9 protein-coding genes are annotated in these 16,521 nt (G+C 69.8%); 6 read left to right on the top strand and 3 right to left on the bottom strand.

What is annotated here, in order from left to right; all coding sequences use genetic code 11:
- The first annotated feature begins 167 nt into the window (after window positions 1-167).
- The 5 genes from ABS361_03345 (at window position 168) to phnN (ending at window position 5,609) form a co-directional block, all read left to right on the top strand.
- Complete coding sequence (locus ABS361_03345; GenBank protein ID XBY45332.1) at window positions 168-2,474, top strand: xanthine dehydrogenase family protein molybdopterin-binding subunit; 2,307 nt, start codon at window positions 168-170, stop codon at window positions 2,472-2,474.
- Between the two features lie 165 nt (window positions 2,475-2,639).
- Window positions 2,640-3,173 carry a hypothetical protein gene (locus ABS361_03340; GenBank protein XBY45331.1) on the top strand — a complete coding sequence of 178 codons (534 nt, stop codon included), beginning with the start codon at window positions 2,640-2,642 and terminating at the stop codon, window positions 3,171-3,173.
- Entirely contained in the window at window positions 3,131-3,727 is a 597-nt protein-coding gene (locus ABS361_03335) for a hypothetical protein (GenBank protein XBY45330.1), read from the top strand. The genes ABS361_03340 and ABS361_03335 overlap by 43 nt, the downstream gene beginning before the upstream one ends.
- A 156-nt stretch (window positions 3,728-3,883) precedes the next feature.
- Window positions 3,884-4,819 carry a DMT family transporter gene (locus ABS361_03330; protein XBY45329.1) on the top strand — a complete coding sequence of 312 codons (936 nt, stop codon included), beginning with the start codon at window positions 3,884-3,886 and terminating at the stop codon, window positions 4,817-4,819.
- Between the two features lie 160 nt (window positions 4,820-4,979).
- Complete coding sequence (gene phnN / locus ABS361_03325) at window positions 4,980-5,609, top strand: phosphonate metabolism protein/1,5-bisphosphokinase (PRPP-forming) PhnN (protein ID XBY45328.1); 630 nt, start codon at window positions 4,980-4,982, stop codon at window positions 5,607-5,609.
- A 22-nt stretch (window positions 5,610-5,631) separates the two neighbouring features.
- On the opposite strand, the gene ABS361_03320 is transcribed toward phnN, so the two are convergent.
- From ABS361_03320 to ABS361_03310, 3 genes are all read right to left on the bottom strand, one after another.
- Window positions 5,632-7,059, bottom strand: coding sequence for an MFS transporter (locus ABS361_03320; GenBank protein ID XBY45327.1), 1,428 nt, complete (start codon window positions 7,057-7,059; stop codon window positions 5,632-5,634).
- 134 nt (window positions 7,060-7,193) lie between these two features.
- Entirely contained in the window at window positions 7,194-9,272 is a 2,079-nt protein-coding gene (gene pbpC / locus ABS361_03315; protein XBY46797.1) for a penicillin-binding protein 1C, read from the bottom strand.
- A gap of 138 nt (window positions 9,273-9,410) precedes the next feature.
- A complete protein-coding gene (locus ABS361_03310) occupies window positions 9,411-14,615 on the bottom strand; it encodes an alpha-2-macroglobulin (protein ID XBY45326.1) in 5,205 nt (1,734 codons plus the stop codon).
- A 352-nt stretch (window positions 14,616-14,967) separates the two neighbouring features.
- Here ABS361_03310 and ABS361_03305 point away from each other — a divergent pair, with 352 nt between their 5' ends.
- Window positions 14,968-16,494, top strand: coding sequence for a peptidoglycan-binding domain-containing protein (locus ABS361_03305; GenBank protein XBY45325.1), 1,527 nt, complete (start codon window positions 14,968-14,970; stop codon window positions 16,492-16,494).
- The last annotated feature ends 27 nt before the right edge of the window (window positions 16,495-16,521 follow it).

Below are 16,521 nucleotides of genomic sequence, written 5' to 3'. Positions count from 1 at the left end.
GGCCTCCCTCCCGAGGAGGCCTTGCGCCCGGCGCATGACTGTCGCCGCCTGTTCGCCATGGCGCGTGCTGGCGAGCTTCACATTCGCTGTTTAGACTGTATCCAGTTCGCGTCGGCCGCCCGGCCGCATCCCGCGCTTATCCTCCATACCGAAAACGAGAAAACACCATGACCGAGATGACGCCCCCGGTGAAGTTCGGCCTCGGCGCCTCCGTGAAGCGTATCGAGGACAAGACGCTGATCACCGGCCGCGGCCTCTACGTGCCCGACATCAACCCGCCGGGCACGCTCCATGCGGTCGTGCTGCGCTCGACCATGGCGCATGCGCGCTTCACGCTCTCCGGCGTCGAGGACGCGCGCGCCGCCGAGGGCGTGCATCTGGTGCTGACCGCCGAGGACATCGACAATCTCGGCAACCTGCCCTGCAAGGCGCTGCTGAAGCAGGTCGACGGCAGCCTGCCGCAGGTTCCGCCGCGTCCGGTCCTGAACCTGAGCACGGTCCGCCATGTCGGCGACCCGATCGCCTTCATCGTCGCCGAGACGGTCGAGCAGGCGAAGTCCGCCGCCGAGACGATCGAGGTCGACTACGTGCCGCTCGATCTCGTCGTCGGCGCGGTCGAGGCGCTCAGGGACGAGGCGCTGGTCTGGCCGGAGCACGGCACCAATCTCGCCTTCGAATTCGCGCTCGGCGACCAGGAGAAGACCGACGCGGCCTTCGCCAAGGCCGCCAAGGTCGTGCGCCTGGAGGTCGTCAACCAGCGCCTGGTCACCAACTACATGGAGACCCGCGGCGCGATCGGCGAGTACGACGCCGCGACCGAGCGCTTCACCCTGACCGCCGGCACCCAGGGCGGCCACGGCATGCGCGACATCATCGCCAAGAACATCCTCGACATCGACCCGAAGCGCCTGCGTGTCGTGACGCCCGAGGTCGGCGGCGGCTTCGGCACGAAGTCTTTCGTGTTCCACGAGTACCCGCTCGTGCTTGAGGCCGCGCGCCGGCTCGGCCGGCCGGTCAAGTGGGTCGGCGAGCGCACCGAACACTTCATCTCGGATGCGCAGGGCCGCGACAACATCACGGTCGCCGAACTGGCGCTCGACGACGAGGCGCACATCCTCGGCTACCGCGTCGACCTGATCGCCGACATGGGCGCTTACCTGAACCAGTATGCGCCGTTCATCCCCTGGGTCGGCGTCACCATGTCGACCGGCCTCTACGCGATCGACGCGCTGGCGGTCCGCGTGCGCGGCGTCTACACCAACACCGTGCCGGTCGATGCCTATCGCGGCGCCGGCCGCCCGGAAGCGGCCTATCTGATCGAGCGGCTGATGGACGTCGCCGCCCATGATCTCGGCCTGACCCCGGCCGAATTCCGCCGCCGTAACTTCGTGGCGTCCCTGCCCTACACCACCGCGACCGGCCGCTTCTACGACACCGGCGACTTCGCCGGCCACATGGACGCCGGTCTCGCCGCCGCCGACGCGGCCGGCTTCGAGGCCCGGCTCGCGGCCTCGAAGGCGAACGGCAAGCTGCGCGGCCTCGGCTTCGCCTCCTACATCGAGGCTTGCGCCTTCCCGGGCTCGGAGGAAGCCAATGTCGTGCTGGAGACCGACGGCACGCTGACCCTCTACATCGGCACCCAGACCAACGGTCAGGGTCATGCGACCTCCTACGGCCAGGTCATCGCCGGCCACCTCGGCGTCGACGTCGAGAAGGTGAAGACCGTTCAGGGCGACACCGACCGGGTCGCCAAGGGCGGCGGCACCGGCGGCTCGCGCTCGATCCCGCTCGGCCTCGCCTCGGTCGACATCGCCTCGAAGGTGCTGGTCGAGAAGGTCAAACAGATCGCCGCCGACAAGCTGGAAGCCTCTCCCGCCGACCTCGAACTGGTCGAGGGCAACGTCCGCGTCGTCGGCACCGACAAGCAGATCTCGCTCGCCGAGATCGCCAAGGCCGCGCCGGACGAGAACGCCCGCAAGGGCTACGGCGACTTCAAGCAGGACGAGTGCACCTATCCGAACGGCACCCATGTCTGCGAGGTCGAGATCGATCCGGACACCGGCAAGGTCGACGTCGTCGGCTACACGATCATGGACGACTTCGGCGTGACCGTGAACCCGATCCTGCTCGCCGGCCAGGTCCATGGCGGCATCGCCCAGGGCATCGGTCAGGCGCTGATCGAGAACACCGTCTACGACGAGACCGGCCAGCTCCTGACCGCGTCTTTCATGGACTACGGCGTGCCGCGCGCCGACGACCTGCCGTCCTTCGCCTTCAACACGCGCAACATTCCCTCGACCACCAACCTGCTCGGTATCAAGGGCGCGGGCGAAGCCGGCACAATCGGCGCGACCCCGGCGGTCGCCAATGCCGTCAACGACGCGCTGTGGCGTGCCGCGGGCATCCGCCATGTGGACATGCCGCTGACGCCGCTGCGCGTGTGGGAAGCACTGCAGGAGACCGCCTCCAGCTAAGTGTCCAGACGGATTCGACACGTTAAGACCGAGAATGCTGACAAACCTGTCGGCAAATCACTGAAACATCATCGCGGTCCGTGATCCGATTCATCCTTTCGTCACCGTTCCCCTGCCAGATCGCTGGCACGGGACCGGAGCAGGAAGACTGGATCACGAGCCGCGATGTCGTCGTCGACAAGACCCCTGGAGCCGAGCGACCTTCCCGAGGTCGCGGCGCTCTTCAAGACGATCTTCCAGGGGGACCGGCGTCCCCCCTCGCCCGAGCTGATCGGCTATTTCCGCGACCTGCTGTTCGGATCGCCCGCCTATGATCGTGAGGTCGGCAGCCTTGTGCACGTCGGCCCGCAAGGCCGGATCGACGCGGTGCTGTGCGCGACGCCGATCCGGATGCGTTGCGAGGGCGAGACCTTCACCGGCCGCATGCTGACGAATTTCATGTCGAGCGATCCGGGCGCGGCGACATCGCTGAGCCTGTCCCTGCGCCGCCGCACGCAGGACTTCCTGTTCTCCGAATCGAGCCGGCCCGAGACGGCCGATGCGCTGAAGGCGATGGGCGCGGCCGTGCTGCCGATCCAGAGCCTGGAATGGGTCAAGGTGTTTCGCCCGGCGGCGCTCGGCCTCGATCATCTGGCCCATGGCGCCGGAGGACCGGCATGGCGCGCGCTCGCCCCGCGGCCGGCGCCCTCGACGGGCTGACCCGCCGCCTCGTCCGGCGATTGGCACCGGTCGAGCCGAACGAACTCCATCTGACGCCGATCGACACGGAAACCTTCATAGCCGCCGCGCCGGCGCTGCTCGAAAGCTACGCCCTGCGGCCGGCCTGGGACGCCGATGAACTCGGCTGGCTGATGGCGATGGCGCGCCGGCGGACCACCAACGGCCCCCTCGCTTTCGCCCGCCTCGCCGATCGGGATGGCCGGGAGGCCGGGCTCGCCGCCTATTTCGCAGCACCCGGCCGCATGGCGCTGGTTCTGAACCTGCTCGTGCCGCGCGGCCGGCAGACGGATGCCGCCGCGCAGGCGCTGCTCGCCCGTCTCGACGCCATGGGCTGCGCCGGCGCGCGCGGCATGTGCCAGCCGCGCGAGATGGATGCCTGGATTCGCCAGCCCGGCGTCTTCTTCCGGCCCAAGGGCTATCTCGTCTGCAGCTCCCGCCACGAGGCCGTGCGCCGCGCGGCCGAGCGCGGCGACATCTACATCGGCGGCCTCGCCGGCGAGAGCTGGGCGCGTTTGCTCGGCGAACGGTTCTGACACCGCCTTCCATGCGTGGGAGGCGGATCGGTCTGTCGGATTTCGAAGACGTCGCGACGCCGGACTCGCCTATAATCGGAAACTCGCGCCACGGTGTGTCGTCACCGCCTCGGCAGCTTCATTCCTCGCTTCGGCAGTGGCCTGCGTTTCTCCCCGATGAAACCTCTCCTCGGAGCGAGCCTGAAACTCGTCTCGACTTTCTGCTTCGCGATCATGCTCGTGTCGATCAAGACGATCGGCGATCGGGTACCGGCCGGCGAGGTCGTGTTCTTCCGTTCGGCGATCGCGCTCGTGCCGGTGCTGCTGCATCTGATGATGCAGGGCGATTTTCCGCGCGGGCTGAAGACCGACCGGCCTTTCGGCCACATCATCCGCTCCGCCGTCGGCGTGACATCGATGGTCTTGTGGTTCGCCGCGGTTCAGCGCCTGCCGCTCGCCGACGGCATGGCGATCACCTATGCCGCACCGCTGATGACGGTCGCCTTCGCGGCGATCCTGCTCGGCGAGACCGTGCGGATCCACCGCTGGGCGGCGGTCGCGGTCGGCTTCGTCGGCGTGCTGGTGATCCTGTGGCCGCATCTCGGCGACCTCGACCGGTTCCGCGAGAGCCAACAGGCGCTCGGCGCGCTGTTCGCGCTCTGCTCGTCCGTGTTCACCGCCTTCGCGATGATCCAGGTCCGCAGCCTGACCGTGACCGAACGCACCGGCGCGATCGTGGTCTATTTCTGCATCGGCTGCGTGCTGTTCTCGTTCCTGTCGCTGCCGTTCGGTTGGGTCGTGCCGAGCGCGCGCGACTTCTGGCTCCTGGTCCTGACCGGCGTTTCCGGCGGCATCGGCCAGTTGCTGCTGACCCAGAGCTATCGCCTCGCCGACGCCTCGACCATCGCGCCGCTCGAATACACCTCGATCGTCTGGGGCGGCATTCTCGGCTTCTGGATCTTCGGCGAGCTGCCGACCGGCGCGGCCGTCATCGGCTCGGCCATCGTGGTCGCCTCGGGCGTCTACATCGTCTATCGCGAAAGGGTGCTGCAACTGCGCACGCGACCGGCCGCCGAGGCCGCCACTGCGACAGTGGGCGGAGCCGCGGAGTAGAATCGCGGCGAAGCCGCGGAACAAGGAACTGCGGCGAAGCCGCGGCGCCGCGAACGGCGCCGCCGTCACGAAACGGTCGCGTCAACCTCGATAGACGAGTATGGCTCGAAGCGCGCGGCGGCCGAGTCGCGCGCGCCCCTGTTCGAAAGCGAACGAGACCATGTCCGATCTCCTCGATCACACCGGCGCTGCTCGCGCCGTTCCGGACGCGGACGGCCGCGAGAAGATCGGCCCCGGGGCGCTGGTGCTGGTGGTCGGCCCCTCCGGCGCCGGCAAGGACACGCTCCTCGCGCTCGCCCGAAAGACGCTCATCCACGACGACGGCATCACCTTCCCGCGCCGCGTCGTGACGCGGCCGCCGGATGCGACCGAGGACAACGAGGCGATCGCGCCGGAGGCCTTCGCGGATTTCGTCGCCGGCGGCGAGGCCGCGCTGTGGTGGGAGGCGCACGGCCTCGGCTATGCCGTGCCGGCCTCGATCGACGGGGAGATCCGCGCCGGCGCCGTCGTCGTCGTCAACGTCTCGCGTCGGATCGTGCCGGAGGCGCTCGCCCGCTATGCCCGCGTCACCGTGGTCTTCGTGACCGCGCCCCGCGAAGTGTTGGCCGCGCGGCTCGCCGGCCGCGGCCGCGAAACGATCGAGAGCGTCAACGCCCGGCTCGACCGCGCCGGCGATGCGCTGCCGGCCGCGCCCTCTCTGATCGTGATCCAGAACGTCGGGGCGCCCGAGATCGGCGCCGAGCGGCTGGTCGACGCGCTACGCGATCTCGCCGCCTCGACGCGGCGCTGATCCCCGGCAGAGCTGAACAGCGTTACTCCGCCGCGCCGCTCGCGGTCGCCGGCTCGGCCGCCGCCTTCTTGCGCGAGCGGATCATGTCGCGCCCCGCCTCCGGCGACAGCCGCCAGAAGTAGCCGACCGAGGTCAGCGAGATCACGCCGACGATCACGATCGCGATCTGGAAATCGACGATGGTCGGTTCACGATCCCCGACGCCGAGCAGGTGCAGGATGAAGGCCGCGAGCGCGACACCGCCCGAGATCGACAGCTGCTGAGCCATCGAGGTGAAGGCCGTCGCCCGGCTCATGCGCGCCTGATCGACATCGGAATAGCCGATCGCGTTGATGGCGGTGAATTCGAGCGAGCGGAAGAACCCGCCTGCGAGCAGCAGCGCGATGACGAGCGTGGTCGGCCAGCCCGGTCCGATCGCGGCGATCGCGACCAGGAAGAGGCTGGCGAGCACCGCGTTGAGCACCAGCGTGCGCCGGAAGCCGAGCGTGTCGATGATCCGGCTCGCGGCGAACTTCATGGTCATGGCGCCGGCGGCGGAGGCGAAGGTGGTGAGCCCCGACTCGATCGGCGAGCGGCCGAAGCCGATCTGAAGCTGCAACGGCAAGAGGAACGGGATCGCGCCGACGCCGATCCGGAACAGCGAGCCGCCGACCACCGCGGCGCGGAACGTCGGGATCTTCAGGAGCGCGATGTCGACGAGCGGCCGCGGCGTGCCGCGCGCGTGCCGGACATAGACCCACAGGAGCGCCACACCGGCGATACCGGCCGCGATCGAGATCTGCGACGGAAACACGCCGCGCCCGACCGTCTCCAGCCCGAACACCATGAGCGCCAGCCCGACCGAGCTGATGATGAAGCCCTGCAGGTCGAACGGCGGCACCGAACGTTCGCGCACGTTCGGCAGGAGCAGGAGCGCCACGACGATGCCGATCACGCCGATCGGCAGGTTGATCCAGAAGATCCAGCGCCAGGACGAATAGGTCGTGATGAAGCCGCCGAGCGGAGGGCCGATCACCGGCCCGATCAGCGCGGGCACTGTGAGCCAGGCCATGGCGCCGAGGAGCTCGTCCTTCGGCACCGAGCGCAGCAGCACGAGCCGGCCGACCGGCACCATCATCGCGCCGCCGAGCCCCTGCACGAGCCGGCCGAGCACCAGGATCTCGAGGTTCGGCGCCGCACCCGAAGACAGCGAACCCGCGAGGAAAAGCCCGATCGCCCCGACGAACACATGCCGCGCGCCGATCTTGTCTGCGAGCCAGCCCGACGCCGGGATGAACACCGCCATGGTGACCAAATAGGCCGTGATCGCCAGATTGAGCCGGACCGGCGACACGCCGATGTCCTCGGCCATGGCCGGCAGTGCGGTCGAGATGATCGTGGAATCGAGATGTTCCATGAACAGCGCCGCGGCAACGATCAGCGGCACGGTGCGATTGGTCGGCAAGGCCATGGGTGAGGGAAATCCCGGATGGCGAAAAAGAGACTTGCGTCGTTTAGCGCAGGATGCCGGCCCCGTCCTGTCACGAAAGCGGGACCGAGCCCCTTGATGGACGCAGGCAGCCTCACCCGCTCACAGCAGGTCCGTCACTCCAGCCGCACCCTGACGGTCGCCGTCGCGCCCTTGGCGTCGATCACCGAGACCTGCGCGAAGCCGGCGCCGTCCGGCTGCCAGAACGCCGGACGGCGGCCCTCGACGGTCGAGACCGGCACGCCGTTGACGAGCCAGACGAGCGGCGGCACGCCGCCGAGCGCCTTCAAGGCCAGCGGCGAGGCCTCGGTGGGTGCCGCGCCGCCGGCAAAGCCGGCATCGATGCGCGCGCCGTCGGGCGGGAACGAGATCTTCAGCTCGGCGTCGACGGTGGCGGCAAGCGTCTTCGGCACGTCCTTGCGCATGTGCCGAAGCGGCGGCGGCAGCGTCGCTGTCGTGGCGATCAGCGCGCCCATCGGCTGCGGGATCGGCTCCGGCTCGGCGCCGAGCCGCTGATAGGCATCGAACAGGATCGGCGCGGCGACGACGCGGCCGACCAGCCCCGGCACCGGCGCGCCGTCCGGCCGGCCGACCCAGACCGCGACTGTGAAGCGCCTGTCGAAGCCGACCGCCCAGGCGTCGCGATAGCCGTAGGAGGTGCCGGTCTTGTAGGCGATCCGGCCGCCCGGCGCATTGACCGGCGGCGGCGCGCCGCGCAGCACGTCGGCGATGTACCAGGCCGAGACGCGGTCGGTCAGCCTGAGCCGGTCGCGGTCGACAAAACGCTCGCCGACGCGGCGGACGAGCGGCACGGTGTCGCCGCCGCGCGCGAGACCGACATAGAGCCGCGCGAGATCCTCGAGCCGGATGCCGAGGCCGCCGAGCCCGACCGCGAGGCCGGGCGCGCCGCCCTCCTTCGGCATCGCGATCTCCGCGCCCGCCCCCTTCAACCGCGCGATCAGCCGCGCCGGGCCGACCGCCTCCAGCATCTCGACCGCCGGCATGTTGAGCGACATCTGCAGCGCCTTGCGCGCGGTGACGAGCCCGTGGAAGGACTGGTCGAAATTCTCCGGCGCCCAGGCGCCGTAGCGCGTCGGCCGGTCCTCGACCATGGTCTCGGGATGCGCGAGGCCGTTTTCGAACGCGAGCGCGTAGATGAACGGTTTGAGCGCCGAACCGGGCGAGCGCATCGCCGCGGTCAGGTCGACCGAGCCGGCGCGCTCGGCCGAGAAGTAGTCCGGGCCGGAGACGGAGGCGAGCACCTCGCCCGAGGCATTGTCGACGACGACCACCGCCGCCGAGAGTTTCGGCCCGAGCGGCTCGACCCGGTCGCGCACCAGCGTTTCAAGCGACTTCTGGAGCCTGAGATCGATCGTCAGCCGGTGCAGCTTCGCATCGGGCCGCTCGGCGACCGCCGCCTCGGCCGCATGCGGCGCGATCATCGGGAACGGCAGCCGCGCGGCCGGCACGCCGTCGAGCCGCGCGCGCACCACCTCCGGCCCCGCGATCACATGGCGGGCGAGCGCGCGGCCGAGCACCCGGTCGCGGGCGGCGAGCGCCGCGGCTGGATTGCGGTCCGGCCGCCGCGTCTCCGGCGATTGCGGCAGCGCGACCAGCAGCGCGGCCTCGGCGACGCCGAGCCGCTTCGGCTCCTTGCCGAAATAGGCGAAGCTCGCCGCGCGGATGCCCTCGATGTTGCCGCCGTAAGGCGCGAGATTGAGGTAGAGCGACAGGATCTCCGGCTTGGAGAAGCGCCGTTCGAGCTCGAACGCGCGCGCCACCTGCCGGAGCTTGGCGCCGATCGTCCGATCGTCGCGCGGTTCGAGCAGGCGCGCGACCTGCATGGTCAGCGTCGAGCCGCCGGAGACGACCCGCCGGTTGACGACCATCTGCCCGGCCGCGCGCAGCATCGCCAGCGGATCGACGCCGGCATGATGCCGGAACCGCGCGTCCTCGAAGGCTGTCAGCATGTCGAGAAAGCGCGGATCGACATCCGCCGCCGTCACCGGCAGCCGCCACCGGCCGTCCTCGGTCGTGAACGGCCTGAGCAGCCGCCCCTCGCGATCGACCACGGTGGTCGATTGCACGGAGGCGACGCGCAGGTCGAGCGGCGGCAGCGACGCGGCATAGGCGCGGAACCCGTTCCAGAGCCCGCCCGCGACCGCCGCGCCGACCACCAGCCCGACGCCCGCCATGACCGCAGCCCCGCGCGCCACCGCGGCGAGCCGGCGCCGCAGACGCGGCGGGCGGTTCCCCTCCTCGCCCGAGGGATCGGGCGACGGACGCGCGGGTTGAGACGGACCGTCGGACATCACGCTCTCACTTTGCCAACGTCACTTCGCCGGTGTCACCTCGACCTGCCCGAAGGCGGTACGGCCGTAGCGCTCGGGCCGGTACATGTCCTCCACCACCGCTGGCGGGTGGATGTAGCGGCCGGGCGAGACGGCGCGCACGACATAGGCGACGTGGAAGAACGCCGACTGGGTCTGCTGCCGCTCGTAGACCGCGACGAAACGATCGTCGCGGTACTCGGTGTGCGTCGGCTCCTCGGCGGTCTTCATCCAGGAGAAGGCGGTCATCTCGGCGCTGTCGACCAGCTTCGGATTGTCGATCTCGAAGCCGGCCGGCAGGTGGTCGACGAGCATGATCCGCGCCCGCGACGCCTTCTGCTCGGTCACCTTGAGCACCACCACCAGCCGATCGGTCTGACGCACGGTCGACGGATCGACCTTGGTGCCGTCGAGCTTGTGATAGGTCCGTTCGACCTGATAGCCCTCCGCCGCCGGCTGATCCGGCAGCAGCGGGTGGCCGACGGACGTGACCACCATCTGCGCCGGCAGGCTGCTCGTGTTGGCGATGGTGATCGTCCGGCCTTCGAGCGCGCCGGCGGTCCACGTCTTGGCGAAGGCGCCGGTCTTCGCCTCGCCGTCGACGTTCAGGCTGAGCTTGTCGCTGTCCTTCATCAGCGCGAAGGCGGCGAGCACCATCCAGGCGTTCTCCTGCGTGGAGGTATAGCGCTGGTCGGCGCGGGTCTGATCGACGGTCGCGACCGCCTTCTGGAATGTTGCGGTGCCCTGCCCGCTCTCCGCCATCAGCGCCATGATGCCGGCGCCGTCGCGCAGGACCGAACCATAGTCCGAGCGCCAGGCGCGCGGGCCCTTGGCGACGGCGAGCACGTCGAGCGCCGACTGGAACACCGGCAGCGCGCGCGACCGGTCGCCGAGCATGGCGAGCCCGGCGCCGAGCTGGGCGCGCGACAGCGGGCTCCAGAACACCGAGAGCTTCTGATCGGTCAGGTAGCGCAGGTCGCCCATCACCGGCCGGCCGTTGCGGGCCAGAACATAGGCCGCATAGGCAAGATCGGCGGCGTTGTCGGCCGTCGGATCCTGCGTGTTGGCGACGAAGTTGCGGAGCCGGTCGAGCGCCAGCTCGAAGGCCTTGGTCGGCACCGCGAAGCCGCGCTCGCGCGCCCGGGTCAGGAAGTCGGCGACATAGGCGTCGAGCCAGGTGTCGTCGCCGCCCGGCGTCCACAGACCGAACGAGCCGTTCGAATCCTGCCGCGTCATCACACGGTCGACCGCATCGCGGATCCGCTGGTCGACCTTGTCGTCGAGCGCCAGGCTCTCCTCGGAGGCGAGCTTGTTGACATAGAGCAGCGGCAGCGCGCGGCTGACGATCTGCTCGGTGCAGCCGTAGGGATAGCGATCGAGCGCCTTCAGAAGCCCCGGTACGTCGAGCGCCGAATAGGGCGTCACCGCAACCGACACCGAGCCGGTGCCCGGCACGAAATCGGCGGTCAGATCCGACGACACCGTCAGCGACGCGCCCGGCGCGAGCGGCCGGACCGAACGCCGGTAGACCTCCGGCGTCGACGGCTGCACTTTCAGGGACAGCGTCTGCAACGCGTCGATGCCCGGCCCGGAGAGCCGGACGTCGACCACCGCGGTGCCGACGCCCGCCGCCGTGACCGGGATCGACAGCGCACCCCGGCCCTTGGCGGCGAGCTTGACCGTCGAACGCAGACTGTCGGCCGCGACCACGATCGGACCGCGAATGTCGAGATCGACGCGGTAGTCGCCGGCCGGTCCCTCGACATTGTCGATCGCCATGAAGAAGCGTGACTGGTCGCCGATCGACAGGAAGCGCGGCAGCGTCGCCTGCAGCACGACCGCATCGCGCACGATCACGTCCGCCTGCGCATGGCCGAGCTTCGAGGCGCTCCACGCGACCGCCATCACCCGCACCGTGCCGTTGAAGGCCGGAATGTCGAACGGGATGTCGGCCGTACCGTCGGCACCGACCTTGACCACGCCCGAGTAGCGCGCCAACGGCGCCTCCTTGGGCGGACTCGTATCGAAGGTCGGCGCCGAGTCGCCACCGGCCTTGATCGCGCCGCGCGTGCCCTGCATGCCGTCGATCAGGAAGCCGTAGAGATCGCGCACCTCCGAGGAGAGCTGCATCTGGCCCTGATAGAAGGCGTTCGGATCCGGCGCCTGATAATGCGTCAGATTGAGAATGCCGACGTCGACCGCCGAGACGACGACCTGCGCCTCCTCGCCGGCTGTGAGCCCGGCGAGCTTCACCGGCACATGCATGGTGCCGCGCGGCCGCATGGTCTGCGGCACGCCGAGGGAGACGTCGATCGTCCGGCTCGCCTTGTCGATCGCGAACCATGCGACTCCCATCGCCCGGCCCGGCAGCCGCTTCGCCGCCTTGTCGAGCGGCCGATGCGCCATGGCGAGCACGTAGGCCCCCGAGCCCCAAGCCGGATCGGCCTTGAACGACACGGTCGTGCCGCCGGGCGCGATATCGACCACCTGCAGGGTCTCAATCTTGTCGGAGACGACCGCGACGGTCGCCTGGCCCGCGAAGCGCGGCGAGAGGCGCACGTTGACGCTCTCGCCGGCCGCGAACGACGTCTTGTCGAGCGCGACATCGAGCACGTCGGGCGCATCGGCCTTGTCCGAACCGGCCCAGCCGACCGCGAAGGAGACCGAGGTCACCGCTCCATCGCCGTCCTCGGCGCGGACCTCGAGCCGGTACGAGCCCCAGTCGACCGGCACGGTGACCCGGGTCGGATCGGTCGTGCCGACATCGATGCGGCCGTCCGCGAGGCGCCGCGTCGCGCGCACCACCTCGTAGTCCCACTTTCCGTCGGTGTTGAACCAGGTGTAGCGCTTGTCGACCTTCAGGAGCTGCCACTTCAGCCCCTTGCGCTCCAGCCGCTTGCCGTCGCCGGTCGCCATGACCACGTCGAAGCCGGCCGTACCGCCCTCGGTCAGGCCGCCGTCGTCGAACAGCTTGCGCACGCCGATCACATTGCCCGTCGGCAGGATCGGAATGGTCACGACATGGTCGACCGCGCGGCCGCCGCTCTCGGTGACGGTCAGGTCGACCTTGGCGACCACCGGCCGCGTGGTCTTCACCTCCGGGATCGGCACGGTCACCGAGGCCTTGCCGTTCTCGTCGGTCGTGCCCGGCTCCTCGAGCTCCTTGGTCACCGACTGGAACGTCTCGTCGTCGAGGCCGATCGCGTATTTCTCCAGCCCCGGCACGGTGGTCGTCCCGGCCGCGTCGATGGTCACGTCGCCGCGCAGTTCGAGATCCGCGCCCGGCGCGCCATAGAGGAACTTCGCGTCGACATCGATGATCGCCGGCTCGCCCGGCCGCAGGAACGCCGCCTTCGGCGTCAGGCCGAGTTCGATGCGCTCCGGCACATAATCTTCGAGCAGGAAGCTCGTCTCTCCGACCGGCGGCCGCTTCGGATCGGCATAGGCCTTCACGCGCCAGGTGCCGGTCGGCAGGCCGGAGATCAGGTTGACCGCCCAGGCGCGGCCGCCCGCGCCCTGGTCCTCGACCACCTGCCGGCGATATTCGACGCCGTCCGGCCGCTGCGCGACCAGCGTCAGCGGCACCGACGGCACCGCCGCGCCCTTGGTGTCGCGCAGGAGCGCCGTCACATAGACCGTCTCGCCGGAGCGGTAGACGCCGCGCTCGGTATAGAGGAAGCCGTCGAGCCCGACGGGCGCCACGCGGCCCTTCACGCCACGGTCCGTCAGGTCGAACGCCGCCTGCACCAGATCGAGGAAGCCGTAGTCGCCCTTGCCGTCGGCCGCGACCACGATGCCCGGTGCCATGCCGCCCGTGCCGCGCGTCAGGCCCGGCTCGAACCGCACGCGGCCGAGATCGTCGGTCTTCTTGGTGGCGAGCACCTCGTTGTTGCGCGCCACGAGCCGCATCTCGACGCCCGCGACCGGCTTCGCCGAAGTCAGCGACCGGACCAGCACGGTGACGCCGTCGCCGCCCGACAGAGCGGTCAGGCCGAGGTCCGAGACGATGAACCACTGCGTCGCGCGGCTGTCGTAGTCGTAGACCTCGCCGTCCTCGTTCGGCTGCTTCGGCGGGCCCGGCGGCTTGGCGGTCATCACATAGATGCCGGGCTCGAGTTTGCCGACCGCCTCCAGCACCGGGAAGGCCGTCACGACGTCCTGGTTCAGTACCATCTGGACGTCCATCGCGCCGGACCAGACCTTGAAGCCCTTCTCGGTCGCGATCCGGTTCACCTGCACGCCGTCGAGGCTCTTCAGGAATTCCTCGCCGCGCACGGTCGGCAGCAGCGACCGGTCGCCGTAGCGATAGACCTCGATCTCGACCTTCTGCGTGTTGACCGAGACGACCGGCAGCCCCTCCTGCCCGGTCGAGGGCAGCACGTAGTTCTTGCCGGTGAAGCGCACCTGCGCGCTGCGATCGCGGACGTAGATGTCGTAGTCGGCCGACTTCAGCAGGGTCTCGTGCACGGCCGAGGGAATGCCCTGGCGCAGCACAATGCCGTACTTCTTGCCGTGTTCGAGCCCGTCGACGCAGAGCTGCTGGCCTTCGGCCGTGACCGCCGGCGTCGCGATGCCGGAGACCACCACGAAGGGCGTGTAGTCGACCTTGCCCTTGGCGAGCTCCTCGGAAAAATTGAAGCAGGCGCGCGGGCTCGCGGCGTCCGAATCGACCTTGTAGTCGATCAGCCGGAAGCCGTGTTTTTCACGCAGCGCCGTGTAGGTCGCGCGGACGTCCGGATTGTCGACGAGTTCGAGGCTGATCCGGTAGGCGTCGAGCGCGTTGCGATAGCTCTCCGAGACCGACAGGGTCGCGCCGAGCACCGCGAGCGCGATCGCCTCGTCGCCCTTCGCGGTCGCGCGCTGATAGCCGAGATAGGCGGCCGCGTTGGCGTCGTTCTGGTATTGATACTTCTTCGAATAATCGTTGTTCGACGCCGCCGCGAGCGAGCCGGCAGCGAAGCCGAGCCGGCTCCAGGCCTGCCAGTTCTTCGGCTCGACGACCACCAGCCGGGCATAGATGTCGTAGGCCTGTCCCCAGTTCCGCGCCCCCCAGGCGCGGTCGCCGTCGGCCTTGAGCTGGGTCGCGTTCTGGCCGCTACCCACCTGCCCCTTCAGCTTGGTTTCGAGCCGGACCGCGTCGCTGGCGAGCGCATCGCGGACGTAGGCCTTCTCGGCGAAGGCCGGCCAGGCGGAGAGAAGAACCAGCAAGACGGCAAAGAAAGATCTCAGTGCAATCGACATGTGGGAACCCCCGGTCGGCCTTCACCGCGAAGATCGGATCGAAATGGATCCGAAACGGCGCCGATCGCGGACTGTCGCCCGCGATCTCGACCGCTTCATGACAGCGGATCGCCACCATACATGAGGCGTCGATCCCGTACAGATGACGAAACGGCATGGAAATACTCCCATTATTCCATGCCATCCGCTCCGGCGGCGCATCGAGACCGCCGAAGGGGGCTCGACGCTGACCGGGTCGTCTGCGATGATCCTCGCCATCGTTCGTTTTGTGAATATTGCGTCCCGAGCCGCCGGACCGATTTCCCCCGGAGATCCTTCGATGTCGCGATTTCCCTCTGGTTTTTTCCGCCGCTCGACGGCGCTCCTCGGCGCTCTGGTCGCTCTCATGTCCGGCGCCCTGCCCGACCCGGCACGGGCCCAGTCCGTGACGGCCACTCCGGCCAACGCCGTGCTCGATGCCGCGCGCGCCGCCTTCGAGGCGCTGCCGATCGCCGATCGCAAGGCGATCCAGGACGCGCTCGTCTGGACCGGCGACTACACCGGTACGGTCGACGGCACCTTCGGCCGCATCACCTTCGAGAGTGTCGCCAAGTGGCAGGCGCGCTTGAAGCTGCCGCCGAACGGCATCCTCGACGACAAGGCGCGCGCGACGCTGGCGCTGGCGGCGCAGAGCGCGCGCTCGACCGCCAAGTTCCAGATGGTCACCGACGACCGCAGCGGCGTGCGCATCGGCCTGCCGATGCGCTGGGTCGACACGACACAGAAGTCCGACCGCGGCACGCGCTGGAGCTCGCGCGACGGCCGGGCGCTGTTCATGGTCGAGCGCGTCGAGACCGCCTCCGACGCCGAGCTCGGCGCGCTCTACGAGCAGATGAAGGCCGAGCAGCCCGGCCGCAAGGTCGGCTACGCCGTGCTGCGCGCCGACTGGTTCGTCATCACCGCCGAAACGTCGAACCGGCGCAGCTACATCCGTTTCGCCCGCGGACCCGGCGAATTGCGCGGCTTCACGGTCTCCTACGACAAGGCGGCCGGCCCAGAACTCGATCGCCTCGCTCTCGCCGTCGCCAACAGTTTTGATCCGTTCCCGGCCGCGGGCGGCCAGCAGGCGGCGGCGGCTCAGACAAGCCCCGCGTCTCCCGGCAGCGCCACCTCTCCCGGTAACGCCACGTCTCCCGGTAACGCCGCGACCGCCGGCGGCACCACGCCGGCCCAGTCGGCGCCCCCGGTCGACACCGGCCGCGACGGCGGCAGCGGCCTCGTCGTCGGCGCCTCGAAACTCCTGACCGCGGCGCGGCTGGTGAAGACCTGCAAGGCGGTCACCGTCGCCGGCCGGCCGGCGCGCGTGCTCGCGGCCGACGACACGACCGGTCTCGCCCTGATCGAGACCGACGCCGCCAAGGGCGCCGGCGCGGCGCTGGCGCTCGCCCCGCCGGCACCCGCGACACCGATCCTGGCGCTCGCCTATGTCGAGCCGAACGCCCCCGCCGGTCTGGTCGGCGCCGGCCAGTTGATGGCCGCCGCCGGCGAGACGGTCGGCGCGCCCGACGGCGCGAGCGCGAAACTCAGGATCGTCGCGCCTCTGCAACGCGGTGGCCTCGGCGCGACCGTGCTCGACCGCAGCGGCGCCGTGGTCGGCCTCGTGCTCGGCCAGCCGACCGAGAAGCGCCTCGTCGCCGGCATCGTGCCGGAAGCGGCCTATGCGGTGGCGAGCGGTGCCGAGATCGCCGCCGTTCTCGCAGCCGCCGGCATGGCACCCGCGACCGCCGGCCAGAAGCCCGGCCAGACCGCCGGCGCGCTGGTCGATGCGATGCGCGGCAGCGTCCTGCCGGTGGTCTGCACCCGGTAAGGCGCGGCCACCGGCTCACCGCGTGCG

The sequence above is a fragment of the Ancalomicrobiaceae bacterium S20 genome, from assembly GCA_040269895.1.
GTDB lineage: Bacteria > Pseudomonadota > Alphaproteobacteria > Rhizobiales > Ancalomicrobiaceae > Methyloraptor > Methyloraptor flagellatus.
Note: the sequence above shows the minus strand (reverse complement) of the source record. Positions and strands in the feature narration are given on the sequence as shown.

Excerpts from the sequence above, each read along its gene's own strand:
- ABS361_03345 (XBY45332.1), top strand. The coding sequence starts at position 168 with ATGACCGAGATGACGCCCCCGGTGAAGTTCGGCCTCGGCGCCTCCGTG.
- ABS361_03340 (XBY45331.1), top strand. The coding sequence starts at position 2,640 with ATGTCGTCGTCGACAAGACCCCTGGAGCCGAGCGACCTTCCCGAGGTC.
- ABS361_03335 (XBY45330.1), top strand. The coding sequence starts at position 3,131 with ATGGCGCGCGCTCGCCCCGCGGCCGGCGCCCTCGACGGGCTGACCCGC.
- ABS361_03330 (XBY45329.1), top strand. The coding sequence starts at position 3,884 with ATGAAACCTCTCCTCGGAGCGAGCCTGAAACTCGTCTCGACTTTCTGC.
- phnN (XBY45328.1), top strand. The coding sequence starts at position 4,980 with ATGTCCGATCTCCTCGATCACACCGGCGCTGCTCGCGCCGTTCCGGAC.
- ABS361_03320 (XBY45327.1), bottom strand. The coding sequence starts at position 7,059 with ATGGCCTTGCCGACCAATCGCACCGTGCCGCTGATCGTTGCCGCGGCG.
- pbpC (XBY46797.1), bottom strand. The coding sequence starts at position 9,272 with ATGGCGGGCGTCGGGCTGGTGGTCGGCGCGGCGGTCGCGGGCGGGCTC.
- ABS361_03305 (XBY45325.1), top strand. The coding sequence starts at position 14,968 with ATGTCGCGATTTCCCTCTGGTTTTTTCCGCCGCTCGACGGCGCTCCTC.